The 12,396-nt window shown below is 52.4% G+C and carries 11 protein-coding genes and 1 rRNA gene; 6 read left to right on the top strand and 6 right to left on the bottom strand.

Annotation, left to right across the window (positions count from 1 at the left end):
- Window positions 1-114: ribosomal RNA gene (rrf, locus tag ACTJJ1_RS10890) — 5S ribosomal RNA — on the top strand; the annotation flags it as partial.
- A 274-nt stretch (window positions 115-388) separates the two neighbouring features.
- Here the strand turns inward: rrf and ACTJJ1_RS10895 are convergent.
- From ACTJJ1_RS10895 to acs, 4 genes are all read right to left on the bottom strand, one after another.
- Entirely contained in the window at window positions 389-907 is a 519-nt protein-coding gene (locus ACTJJ1_RS10895) for an ester cyclase (RefSeq protein WP_122290111.1), read from the bottom strand.
- Window positions 908-1,078: 171 nt separating this feature from the next.
- Window positions 1,079-2,731 carry a cation/acetate symporter ActP gene (gene actP, locus ACTJJ1_RS10900; protein ID WP_440833661.1) on the bottom strand — a complete coding sequence of 551 codons (1,653 nt, stop codon included), beginning with the start codon at window positions 2,729-2,731 and terminating at the stop codon, window positions 1,079-1,081.
- Complete coding sequence (locus tag ACTJJ1_RS10905; protein ID WP_004954024.1) at window positions 2,728-3,039, bottom strand: DUF485 domain-containing protein; 312 nt, start codon at window positions 3,037-3,039, stop codon at window positions 2,728-2,730. The genes actP and ACTJJ1_RS10905 overlap by 4 nt, the downstream gene beginning before the upstream one ends.
- A 91-nt stretch (window positions 3,040-3,130) precedes the next feature.
- A complete protein-coding gene (gene acs / locus ACTJJ1_RS10910; RefSeq protein ID WP_006323166.1) occupies window positions 3,131-5,089 on the bottom strand; it encodes an acetate--CoA ligase in 1,959 nt (652 codons plus the stop codon).
- Between the two features lie 895 nt (window positions 5,090-5,984).
- Between acs and gltP the strand changes: the two genes are divergently transcribed.
- Window positions 5,985-7,301 carry a glutamate/aspartate:proton symporter GltP gene (gene gltP, locus ACTJJ1_RS10915; RefSeq protein ID WP_004954016.1) on the top strand — a complete coding sequence of 439 codons (1,317 nt, stop codon included), beginning with the start codon at window positions 5,985-5,987 and terminating at the stop codon, window positions 7,299-7,301.
- Between the two features lie 161 nt (window positions 7,302-7,462).
- Here the strand turns inward: gltP and ACTJJ1_RS10920 are convergent, their stop codons facing one another.
- Window positions 7,463-7,624: a hypothetical protein gene (locus tag ACTJJ1_RS10920; RefSeq protein ID WP_155728975.1), complete on the bottom strand. Its 162-nt coding sequence runs from the start codon at window positions 7,622-7,624 to the stop codon at window positions 7,463-7,465.
- Between the two features lie 52 nt (window positions 7,625-7,676).
- On the opposite strand from ACTJJ1_RS10920, the gene ACTJJ1_RS10925 reads away from it, so the two are divergent.
- Window positions 7,677-8,333 carry a carbonic anhydrase gene (locus ACTJJ1_RS10925; protein WP_062791160.1) on the top strand — a complete coding sequence of 219 codons (657 nt, stop codon included), beginning with the start codon at window positions 7,677-7,679 and terminating at the stop codon, window positions 8,331-8,333.
- Window positions 8,311-9,786, top strand: a complete 1,476-nt coding sequence (locus ACTJJ1_RS10930; protein ID WP_006323172.1) for a SulP family inorganic anion transporter — start codon at window positions 8,311-8,313, stop codon at window positions 9,784-9,786. Before ACTJJ1_RS10925 ends, ACTJJ1_RS10930 begins: the two co-directional genes overlap by 23 nt.
- 174 nt (window positions 9,787-9,960) lie before the next feature.
- On the opposite strand, the gene ACTJJ1_RS10935 is transcribed toward ACTJJ1_RS10930, so the two are convergent.
- Window positions 9,961-10,857 (bottom strand): LysR family transcriptional regulator, encoded by an 897-nt coding sequence (locus ACTJJ1_RS10935; protein WP_004954009.1) that lies wholly within the window; start codon window positions 10,855-10,857, stop codon window positions 9,961-9,963.
- A 377-nt stretch (window positions 10,858-11,234) separates the two neighbouring features.
- Here ACTJJ1_RS10935 and ACTJJ1_RS10940 point away from each other — a divergent pair, with 377 nt between their 5' ends.
- Together ACTJJ1_RS10940 and ACTJJ1_RS10945 are read left to right on the top strand one after the other, a co-directional pair.
- A complete protein-coding gene (locus ACTJJ1_RS10940; RefSeq protein ID WP_122288544.1) occupies window positions 11,235-11,918 on the top strand; it encodes a nucleoside recognition domain-containing protein in 684 nt (227 codons plus the stop codon).
- Complete coding sequence (locus ACTJJ1_RS10945) at window positions 11,911-12,378, top strand: YjiG family protein (RefSeq protein WP_004954002.1); 468 nt, start codon at window positions 11,911-11,913, stop codon at window positions 12,376-12,378. Before ACTJJ1_RS10940 ends, ACTJJ1_RS10945 begins: the two co-directional genes overlap by 8 nt.
- The last annotated feature ends 18 nt before the right edge of the window (window positions 12,379-12,396 follow it).

Here is a 12,396-nt window from a genome sequence, read left to right on the forward strand (position 1 = left end):
TGGCGGCAATAGCGCGGTGGTCCCACCTGACCCCATGCCGAACTCAGAAGTGAAACGCCGTAGCGCCGATGGTAGTGTGGGGTCTCCCCATGCGAGAGTAGGACACTGCCAGGCATCAATTAAAGCAACAAGCCCTATGCGAAAGCGTAGGGCTTTTTGTTTTATCTATTTTTGGGTGTTCTACACGAGCATGGGCATGCGAAAAGCCCGTCGGGAACGGGCTTCAACGCCGCTTGCGGCGGCCCCGAAGGGGTGAGTCTCAGGATGAGACGAATATTGTAGGACACTGCCAGGCATCAAATAAAGTCGAAAGCCTCATGCGAAAGCATGAGGCTTTTTGCTTTGGGGCCAAGAAATACCGGGCGCAGCTACGCTGCGCCTCAGTAATCTACATTTTCACGATCCCCAACTGCTGTAATAACGTCAGATTATCCTCAATATGCCAATTGGCGGTTATTGAGCCTTGCTTGATCTGATAGATATCTGTCGCAATAAAATCAATGGGTTGTCCCTTTCCCTGTTTGCCCTGAAAACGGCCGGTAAAATGCCCGCTAAAGCGCAAATGCGCTACGACGCGATCGCCGGTGACAATCATTTGCGCTACCTCGCAACGTAAATCCGGGACGGCCTGGCGGAAGGTTTTCGAGGCCTGTAACGCACCGCGGATGCCCTGTATTCTGCCGGCGGGTAAGGTCATATCGGTAAAGTCGCTGGCCAGCGCCTGTTTTGCCAGTGCTTCATCGCCGGTATTCCAGAAGCTGTCGTAGCGTTTGGCGGCAAGTATCTGCGCCTGCAACTGTGCGGTCGGCAGGGTGTAGTCGCTAATCAACTGCAGTGGTTCGATAAGCGGGGTTGCCAGTGCGTTGCCGGCAAAGATTAGCAATAGTAAGGCCGTAGGCTGTTTCATGATTCTGTCTCTTGTATTGTTCAGAGCATCTATCTTGATTCTTGCTGTTCGAATGAAAAACCCCGATATCAGCGATGAACCTTCAAAGATTATTTACAACTGACAGAACGAGAAAAGGCCCCGAAGGGCCTTTGATTAGGGTGTGTTTGCTTTTTTTCACTTATTATTCGGTTAATGCGAGCTGCCTTGAGAGATGCCCAATCCGGTTTGCGAACGTACAAACTGAGAGCGGAAGCGTTCGCGTTCCTGCTGCCCGGCTAGCGAACTGTCGGTGACTGAGAACAGCCAGGTACCCACAAACGCCACCAACATGGAGAACAGCGCCGGATATTCATAAGGGTAGATCGGTTTTTCATGGCCAAGGATCTGCACCCAAATCGTCGGGCCCAGGATCATCAGGATCACCGCGGTCAGCAAGCCCAGCCAGCCGCCGATCATCGCTCCGCGGGTGGTCAGGCGTGACCAGTACATTGAAAGAATGATAATTGGGAAGTTACAGCTGGCAGCGATAGAGAAGGCCAGCCCCACCATAAAGGCGATATTCTGCTTCTCAAACAAAATGCCCAGCGCGATTGCCACGATCCCCAGGATCACTACCGTGATTTTGGAAACCCGAAGCTCATCACGTTCGGTCGCCTTGCCATCTTTAACGACGCTAGCGTACAAGTCGTGAGATACCGCAGATGCACCCGCCAGCGTCAGGCCGGCAACCACCGCAAGGATGGTGGCAAAGGCCACTGCCGAGATAAAGCCAAGGAAGAAGTTACCGCCAACTGCATTAGCCAAATGCACTGCCGCCATGTTGGTACCACCCAGCAACGCACCGGTGGCATCTTTGAATGCCGGATTAGGGCTGACCAGCAAAATAGCGCCAAAACCGATAATAAAGGTCAGGATATAGAAGTAACCGATAAAACCGGTAGCATAGAACACGCTCTTACGTGCTTCCTTGGCGTCACTCACGGTAAAGAAGCGCATCAGAATATGCGGCAACCCGGCGGTGCCGAACATCAGCGCCAGCCCCAGGGAAAGTGCCGAAATAGGATCCGAGACCAAACCACCCGGGCTCATAATGGCTATGCCCTTCGGATGCACTTTCACGGCTTCGGTAAACAGGGTGTTGAAGTCAAAGTTGACTGATTTCATCACCATCAGAGCCATAAAACTTGCACCGGCCAACAGCAGCACCGCTTTGATAATCTGTACCCAGGTCGTGGCCAGCATGCCGCCGAACAGTACGTACAACACCATCAAAATACCGACCAAAATCACCGCCACGTGGTAGTTCAGCCCGAACAATAACTGGATCAACTTGCCGGCCCCAACCATCTGAGCAATCAGATACAGCGCGACCACCACCAGTGAACCGCAGGCAGAGAGTGTGCGGATCGGTTTTTGCTTCAGACGATAAGAGGCTACGTCAGCGAAAGTATAGCGGCCAAGGTTACGCAGGCGCTCGGCAATCAGGAACAGAATGACCGGCCAGCCGATCAAAAAGCCGATGGAGTAAATCAGCCCGTCATAGCCAGAGGTATACACCAGCGCGGAAATACCCAGGAAAGAGGCCGCCGACATAAAGTCACCGGCGATGGCAAGGCCGTTCTGCAGGCCGGTGATTCTCCCCCCTGCGGTATAGTAGTCCTGGCGCGAGCGGGTGCGCTTGGAGGCCCAATAGGTGATATACAACGTGGCGCCGACAAACAACACGAACATGACGATCGCCTGAATATTCAACGGCTGGCGCTGTACTTCACCGCCAATGGCGTCGGCAAAGGCCAACCCCGGTAGAGCCAGCAGAGCGGCGATGGAGAGTAAACGCCTCATTTCTTCACCTCACGCAGGATTTCTGCAGTCAGACGATCGAACTCGCCATTGGCGCGGAATACGTAGATCCCGGTCAGAACGAAAGAGATCACGATCAGACCCACGCCCACCGGGATCCCACGGGTAATGGTCGATCCGGCAGCGATCGGCGTACCAAGCCACTGCGGATCGAAAGCGATCAGTAAAATAAAGCCAACATAAAGCACCAGCGTAATCAACGAAAGCAGCCAGGCGAAGCGGCCGCGTTTTCGTACCAGCTCTTTAAAACGCGGGTTTTCCTCAATCCTTTGATAAATGGTGTCATTCATCAGTGCGTCTCCAGTAGGTATTGATCGAGAACGCCGCGCTGACAGCCGTCCATCGGGTGATTTCCTGATGAACGGCCGGAGACGGCGGAAATTACGACGGTACTTTCATGGATTGTTTTTCTTCCAACAGCTTGTCTACTACGGCTGGGTCCGCCAGGGTTGAGGTATCCCCGAGATTGCTGGTGTCACCCGCCGCGATTTTGCGCAAGATGCGGCGCATGATCTTGCCGGAACGCGTTTTGGGCAGAGAGTCTGTCCAGTGCAGCACGTCTGGCGTGGCGATCGGCCCTATTTCCTTGCGTACCCAGTTACGAACTTCGGTATAAAGTTCCGGTGAAGGTTCTTCGCCATGATTCAGCGTGATATAGGCGTAAATCGCCTGGCCTTTAATGTTATGAGGAATACCGACAACCGCCGCTTCGGCGATTTTCGGATGCGAGACCAGGGCTGATTCGATTTCTGCGGTACCCAGACGGTGCCCGGAAACGTTCAGCACATCATCGACGCGACCTGTGATCCAGTAATATCCATCTTCATCACGGCGTGCGCCGTCACCGCTGAAATACATGCCTTTAAAGGTGGAGAAGTAAGTCTGCTCAAAACGATCGTGATCGCCAAACAGCGTACGCGCCTGGCCCGGCCAGGAATCGGTGATCACCAAATTGCCTTCGCAGGCACCTTCCTGCGGTATGCCTACGTTATCGACCAACGCAGGCTGCACGCCGAAGAACGGGCGCGTGGCAGAGCCGGCTTTCAACTCGGTTGCGCCCGGCAGTGGGGTGATCATAAAGCCGCCGGTTTCGGTCTGCCACCAAGTGTCGACGATCGGGCATTTGCCGTTACCGATTTTGTTGTAATACCACTCCCAGGCTTCCGGGTTGATCGGCTCCCCGACCGAACCCATGATGCGCAGCGAATCGCGTTTGGTGCCTTCAATCGCTTTATCGCCTTCGGCCATCAGCGCACGAATGGCGGTGGGGGCGGTATACAGGATATTGACCTGGTGCTTATCAATCACCTGCGACAGGCGGTTGACGCCAGGGTAGTTCGGCACGCCTTCGAACATCAGGGTGATGGCGCCGCAGGCCAGCGGACCGTAGAGCAGATAGCTGTGGCCTGTAACCCAGCCGACGTCGGCCGTACACCAGTACACGTCACCGTCGTGGTAGTCGAAGACGTACTTGAAGGTCATGGCGGCATACACCAGATAGCCACCGGTGGTGTGCAGCACGCCCTTGGGTTTGCCGGTCGATCCGGAGGTATAAAGGATAAACAACGGGTCTTCCGCATTCATCTCTTCCGGTGGGCAGTCGGCGGAAACGCCGTTGGTCAGTTCATGCCACCATAAATCACGGCCTTCCTGCCAATAACCCGGCTTGCCGGTACGTTGGAAAACGACCACGTTGGTGATGCTTTTCACGCCAGGGTTTTTCAGCGCGTCGTCGACGTTCTTTTTCAGCGGTACGGCGCGCCCGGCGCGCAGGCCTTCGTCAGCGGTGATAACCAGCTTGGAATTGGAGTCGATAATGCGGCCGGCGACCGCCTCTGGCGAGAAACCGCCAAAGATTACCGAGTGCACCGCACCGATACGTGCACAGGCCAGCATGGCGACCGCGGCTTCCGGCACCATGGGCATATAGATAGCCACGACGTCGCCTTTTTTGACGCCCAACTTTTTCAGTACGTTGGCGAACTGGCAGACATCGTGATGCAGTTGTTTGTAGGTCACTTGTTTCGACTGGGTGGGATCGTCACCTTCCCAGATAATGGCGGTCTGGTCACCGCGTTCGGCCAAGTGGCGGTCGAGGCAGTTGGCCGCCAGGTTCAGGGTACCGTCTTCAAACCAGCGGATACTGATATGGCCCGGGTCGAACGACGTGTTTTTTACCCGGCTATAAGGTTTGATCCAGTCCAGGATTTTTCCTTGCTCGCCCCAGAAAGCCTCGGGGTTTTGCACAGACTGTTGATAATATTGTTGGTATTGTTCTGGGTTAATCAGGGCGTGTTCTGCAATTGCAGAGGGAATAGCGTGTTTATGCACTTGGCTCATAGCTTTTCTCCTTGAAGTTGTTAATGATATGTCAACTGAAGGTTAAGTATAGTTTGCTATGATTCTTTGTTTCTTTTTTGCGCGGCAGATCACGCAACAAAGATATTGATTTGTAATAGTTCTGTCTCATTTGCGCTGTGTATCTATCTGCTTGACGGGAAAAAGGGACCAAATAGGTGGTTTTTGTCAGAAAAGGCTATCTAAAGAACCAAAAAGAATAAACAGTCCCAGATTAAACGCACTTCCTATAGAGCATAGCGAATATAAAACTTTGTGTATTAATTTCTGCTAAATCATTTATACGTATGCTGGCTATTAGTATACCTGCCACTATTAATAATGGAGTTATTATCACCACTCTTAGCTTAATAAGCCTGCCTGGGCGTTGTCGTGTTTGATAAATACTTTGTTGAAGACTGGTTTTAGAAGAATAATTCTCATTTGTGTTCCCAGAGAAAAATATCAATAAAATAATTACCAAGCGAAATGTTTTTTGTTTTCATTTTAAAAACCTTTGTGCAACATAATATAAACATCGTTAGCGGACTAAATATGCAGATTCTGCGAAAAACAACGCATTTTTATTATGGCTAAAAATCAATCGATCGGATTAATGTGTGATTTACCGCACATAAAATTATGTTTTTAATAACAAGTAATTATGCTATGTGACGCTGGAGTGAATGATTTTTATGATTCGATTCAGCGCGCAAGCCTGATAAAACAAGGGTTGCAGACAAGGTCGCTCAAATGGTACTGATTTAAGCAACGTCACACTAAGGGCAGGTGGACGCTTTCTCGTAATGAACATAAGCCCGTATTAAATGATTAATTATTCTTTTCTTCGTGTTGCAATTAAATACGTTGAAAGGAGTCTTTTGAGGACTCTTTGGGTATGAAAAGTGTAAAAATTAGCCTTGCTTGGCAAATCCTGATAGCGCTGGTACTAGGTATTATCGTCGGCGCGGTACTTCATAATCAGACGGAGTCACGCGAGTGGCTGGTCAGTAATATTCTTAGTCCGGCTGGTGATATCTTTATTCGCTTGATCAAGATGATCGTCGTGCCGATCGTTATTTCTACGTTGGTGGTAGGTATCGCCGGAGTCGGCGATGCGAAAAAGTTAGGCCGCCTCGGATTGAAAACCATTATTTATTTCGAAGTGATTACCACCGTCGCCATCGTGGTAGGGCTGACGTTGGCTAATGTTTTTCAACCCGGTCACGGCATCGATATGTCGACGCTGACGGCGGTCGATATCTCTCAATATGAAAAAACCACCGAGCAAGTGCAAAGTGGCTCGCATAGTCTGGTGGCGACCATTCTGTCGTTGATTCCGTCGAATGTCTTTGCCTCCATGGCCAAAGGCGACATGCTGCCGATTATCTTCTTCTCGGTGCTGTTTGGCCTTGGTCTGTCGTCATTGCCGAAAGAAACCAAAGAACCGCTGCTGAAGGTGTTTAAAGCCGTTTCCGAAAGCATGTTCAAAGTCACCCATATGATCATGCGTTATGCGCCAATTGGGGTATTTGGTCTGATCTCAGTGACGGTAGCCAACTTCGGTTTCGCTTCGCTGTTGCCGCTCGCCAAACTGGTGTTATTGGTGTACTTCGCCATCGCCTTTTTCGCCCTGGTGGTGTTGGGCGCGGTGGCACGGATGTGCAATCTGCGTATCTGGACGTTAATCCGTATCCTGAAGGACGAACTGATCCTGGCTTATTCCACCGCCAGTTCGGAAACCGTATTGCCACGCATCATTGAAAAGATGGAAGCCTACGGTGCACCGAAGGCGATCACCAGCTTTGTGGTGCCTACCGGTTACTCCTTTAATCTGGATGGTTCCACGCTGTACCAGAGCATTGCCGCCATCTTTATTGCGCAGCTGTATGGGATTGAGTTGTCTTTAGGCCAGGAAATCGTGCTGGTGGTGACGCTTATGGTCACTTCCAAGGGGATCGCAGGCGTACCCGGCGTTTCGTTCGTGGTGCTGCTGGCGACCTTGGGCAGCGTCGGCATCCCGCTGGAAGGACTGGCGTTTATTGCCGGCGTCGATCGTATTCTGGATATGGCACGTACCGCTTTGAACGTAGTGGGTAATGCGCTGGCGGTACTGGTCATTGCCAAATGGGAACATCAATTCGACAGTAAAAAAGCGCTGGCTTATGAGAAAGAGTTCTTGTCAGGCAATGCCAAACAGGCAAGCGAGTCTTAACAGTCTGCTTGTGTAATTATTAGGAAACCCGCCTTACGGCGGGTTTTTTTATGCCCGGTTTCTGGCGGATCAGGCAGCGAATGTAAAGAATGATCTCTTTGGAGTTACTTTAGTTTTTTAATATACCTGTTGTGATTTATTAACCAACAAAATCAATATGTTTACTTTTTTTTGTTAAAAGTTCCCGGCTGTTTTCCCTTGTCAGATTCGTTGCTGCTTCTATGGTTAATAGGGGCCTTTCCTGATGGAGGAACGGCGCTGTGCGTGTAAAAAATGCCCCATGCCAATTTTGGATTTGGGATAAAACCATCATTTTGATTCATGTAATTGGCTCCTGGGCGGGTAGGCGAGAGCCTGTTTGTCCCCAACAGAGAGATGCATGCCGTGACGATACTTAAACCCCTGATAGCCAGAAACCGCAGTTGGGCGCTACAGCAGCGCCAGCGGAACCCGCATTACTTCCGCAAGCATGTCGCCGGTCAGCAGCCGCTGGCGTTGTGGATAGGCTGTTCCGACAGCCGTGTCCCGGCCGAGGTACTGACCGGCGCACACCCTGGTGAGCTTTTCGTTCATCGCAATATCGCCAATATGGTTCTTGAGGATGACGATAGTCTGATGAGCGTATTGCAATATGCGCTGGAATATCTGCACGTCTCCGCCATTGTCTTGTGCGGCCATTACGGTTGCGGCGGCGTACAGGCCGCGGTGGCGCTACCGGAAATGCCGCTGGCGCGGGAGGACAGCGCGTTGGCGCGGCGGATGGCGCATTTGCGATATTCGCTGGAACATAACTTGCAAGATTATCGGCAGGCAGAGGATGACGATGCTACGCGTCTGAACCGGCTTATCGACGCGCACGTAGTGACCCAGTTTACCCATTTGATAGCCAGCGAACCGGTGCGCCGACACTGGGAGCAGGGCAAGATGCTGGACGTTTTTGGCTGTGTGTACGATCTGCAAGAAGGGCATTTGAAGGAGCTCGTCCATCAGAACGCTGCGGAGGTGGGTCATGAACTTCAGCACTCTGCGTAATGATATTCCCGCCGGAATAGTGGTGTTTCTTGTGGCATTGCCACTTAGCCTTGGCATAGCGCAGGCCAGTGGCTTACCGCCTTTTGTCGGGCTGCTGACCGGGGTCATCGGCGGAATTGTGGTCACCTTGCTGAGCCCTTCGCGCTACGCTGTCAGCGGGCCTGCGGCCGGTCTGGTGACCATTGTGACCGCGGCCATGGAAACGCTGGGTTCATTTTCATTGCTGCTGGTGGCGCTGATGCTGGCAGGAGCGCTGCAGCTTATTTTCGGCCTGTTGCGTGCCGGACGCTGGATCGCGCTGGTGCCCGGTACGGTGATCCAGGGCATGCTGGTGGCCATCGGTATTTTGCTGATCATGCAGCAGGTGCCGGTAGCGTTGGGCGTACAGGGGGACGCGAGCCTGAAGGCGTTGCTGGCAGAGGGGGCCGAGCTGTTGTCGCCCGCCTCGGCACTGGTTGCCCTGGGGGCTCTGTTGATCATGTGGTTGTGGACCACCGCACCGGTGAAACGGATCCCGTTGGCCCGTTATCTCCCTGGTCCGTTGGTGGCGGTGCTCTGGGGCAGCCTGGCCGTGGTCTTTGGCGAGCGGTGGATGCCGGAAAGCATCGGCGCCATGCCACGCATTTCACTGCCTAAATTCGGTAGCGCCGAGGAGCTGGGCGAGCAGCTCAGCCGCCCGGACTGGCAAGGTGCCTGGCGCAACCCTTCGGTTTATCTCATCGCGCTGACGTTGGCGCTGGTGGCTAGCCTGGAAACCCTGCTGAGTCAGGAGGCGCTGAAAAAACTGAAATCCCAAACGCCGGCACCTTCGCCGGACAAGGAAATGCGCGCGCAGGGCGTCGGGAATATGTTGAGCGGTTTTCTCGGCGGTCTGCCGATCACTGCGGTGATTGTCCGCAGTTCGGTGAACGTCAATGCCGGAGCGCGTAGCCGCATGTCGATTCTGCTGCACGGTGTGCTGCTGCTGTTATGCGGCCTGTTCTTCAGCGATGCGCTAAACACCATCCCGTTAGCCAGCTTGGCGGCGGTACTGTTGTATACCGGCTATAAGCTGGCCTCTCCGGCATTGTTTATCGCCCAGTGGCGCCAGGGGTTGCCGCAGTTTATTCCCTTTATCCTCACCGTTTCCGGCATCATTATCTTTGGCATGCTGGCGGGCATTGCTATCGGGCTGATGGCGCAACTGTTGTGCAGTACCTACAAAAGCCACCGCAATGCGCTGCAACTGAGTTGTTACGACGATCATTATGTGGTGCGGTTTCACCAGAACCTGACTTTTCTGCATAATCCGCGTCTGCAAAGCCTGCTGGCGCAGATCCCCGATAACTGCGTAGTGATCGCCGAGCATGATAACGCCGACTATATCGACCCGGATGTGAGGGCGGTGTTGGCTGATTTCGGCGCCGGGGCGGCCGAGCGGGGGATCCAACTGAGCCGTTGGCCCGTAGGGTGAGGCCTTCAGGCCGAATAATCGAACTCGTTCGATGGAAAGCTCATACCCCAGAAAGCAAAGAACCCGCCATAGGCGGGTTCTTCTAAATAGGGCGACCGGGCTCGGACAACCGGTGCTTGCGCCGGGTTGAACAACGCTTCAGCGTTGGCCCTCAAGCCCTGATATCACAGTGCGTTACTTGTCGCGAAATGCATTGTGCAGCAGTTGCCACATATGATGAGCCGCCGGGGTAAAACGCCGGTCAGAGCTGCGCAGCAGATGGCACTGGGCGCTGCTGGCGATTGGGTGATCGAGCGGCACTGCCACCAGAGAACCCTGCCGGACAGGATCGGCGGCGGCAGAGGCAGTCATAAACGAAATCCCCAGCCCTGCCTGACTCAGTCCCATGGCGGTGGAAAACTGATTACAGCGATACGCCGGGTGAAATTGCAAGCCCAGACTTTTGAACATCGCATTCATATGCCGTTGAAGACCGAAATGTTCCGTCAGCGCAATCAGCTGATAATCGACCAGCTCTTCAATGGTAATGCTGCTGTGCCCGGCAATCGGGTGCTGCGGCGAGACTACCGCGCAGATTGGCCCCCACTGAAAGCTGTGCCGTTTAAGTTCCGGCGTGCCAATCGGTCCGAATGCCAGAGCCATATCCGCTTCGCCGCTGACAATATCGTTGAGCATCTCCTGCAGGCTGCCGACCACAATGTCGACAAAAACCTGAGGGTAAGACCGGGCAAACTCACGCATCACCCCTTCGATAAATGCGGTGATAAGCCCGCCGCCGATGCGCACGGATATTGTACCTCCGCGCATATGGCGCAGGTCTTTGAGCTGACTTTCCAACTTCTCACGTCTCTGGCGGCTGGTAAGATGGTCCTCTGCCAGCAGGCGGCCCGCTTCGGTCAATACCACATTTCGCCCACGCCGCTCCAGCAACGGCAATTGTAGAGCCCGCTCCAGTTGGGCAATCTGTCGGCTAATCACCGACGGATTAACGCCAAGAATATCTGCCGCACGGCGGATACCTCCCTGGTTGCCCACTTCATACAGATAGCCGACCTGTCTGTCCTGATACATTTTTACCTTCCTCCCCGATCGTTGACCTGAGGGCAACAATAATATCATTAATCGGATATTTATCATCATGATTGAATAGTGATAATCGAATTAACCGCTCACTTCTTGATATGAATGAAAATACATTTATGAAAAGAAATTGATTTGCCCCAAAAGGGGGCCCGGTAATGGTGAAGTGGCATTTTATTAGAGCGTGTTCGGGTTTTATTTAAATAATTTTTCGTTAATTTTTTATTTTTGTTCTCTGTATTTTATGGGAGGGGGTTGTCGCGTAAAAAATTTTAGCGAAAGGTTTTAATTTTATCTGCCAGCTATTCAGGCACGGATCCTGCTTAGTAACAGGGGATTGTCATCTGATTATTTTGAAGAGAGATGTTATGAGCGAATCGAAAATTTTGGAGAAGCCCGAGAAAGAGCTTGTTGATGAGTGGAGAGTCGGGCCTGGTGCCTGGCTCTCCCTGATTATTGTCCTGCTGGTTTTCTCCGGCTTCTTTTTTAAAGTCGAGGGTATGGCGTGGCTGGGGGCGTTTGACTTCACTACGCTTGGCGGTGCATTCGGCACCATGAAGTCACCGGAAACCAACACCTTTATCGGCAGTGGCGGTATCAGCGCGAAAGCTGGTTTTCTTTTTGCGCTATCGTTGGTGCCCACGGTGATGCTGGCGCTGGGGTTGCTGGAAATTTTTACCCACTACGGAGCGATCCGTGCGGCGCATAAATTGTTGACACCGCTATTGAAACCGCTGCTCGGTATTCCGGGTTATACCGGGCTGGCGTTGATCACCGATTTGCAAAGTACCGATGCCGGTGCGGCACTGACTAAAGAGCTGTATGACAGCGAAAAAATTACTCGTAAAGACGTGGTGATTATGGGGGCGTGGCAATATTCAGGTGCCGGATTAATTAACAACTATTTCTCCATCGGTTCGGCTATGTTTGCTTCGCTGACCATCCCGATAATTATTCCATTGGTGCTGATGTTCATTATGAAGTTTGTTGGTGCCGTCATAGTTCGCTTGATATTAAATACTGTGTATAAGAGGGATTTCGATAATGAGTAATACCACAAGAGTCTCTGGTAACCCGTTCGATATTTTCATTATTGGTGCGCGTAAAGGATTTAATATCGCCATCAATAATCTGATGCCGAATGTATTAATGGCGTATGTGATTGCTGAAATGCTAAATTTACTCGGCGTGATGCAGGCCATTGGTCATATTTTTTCGCCGTTAATGGGGGTGTTCGGCCTGCCGGGCGAAGCTATCACCGTGTTGCTGACTGCCTGGCTCTCGTCGTCGGCAGGCACTGGCGTTGCTATCAGCCTACTGAGCAAAGGCACGCTGGATATCGGGCAGATCACCATCCTCGCACCCGCCATTTTTTTAATGGGTTCACAGCTACAATATATGGGCCGTCTTTTGGGGGTAGCCGATGTCCCGAAGAAGTACTGGCCGCTACTGATGGTCGTCAGCATTCTCAACGCGGTTATCTCTATGCTGGTAATGCGAGTTATTGCTTGAATGAAGCACACTAAGGAG

Source organism: Serratia sp. 22264 (genome assembly GCF_052045345.1).
Classification (GTDB): Bacteria; Pseudomonadota; Gammaproteobacteria; order Enterobacterales; family Enterobacteriaceae; genus Serratia; species Serratia plymuthica.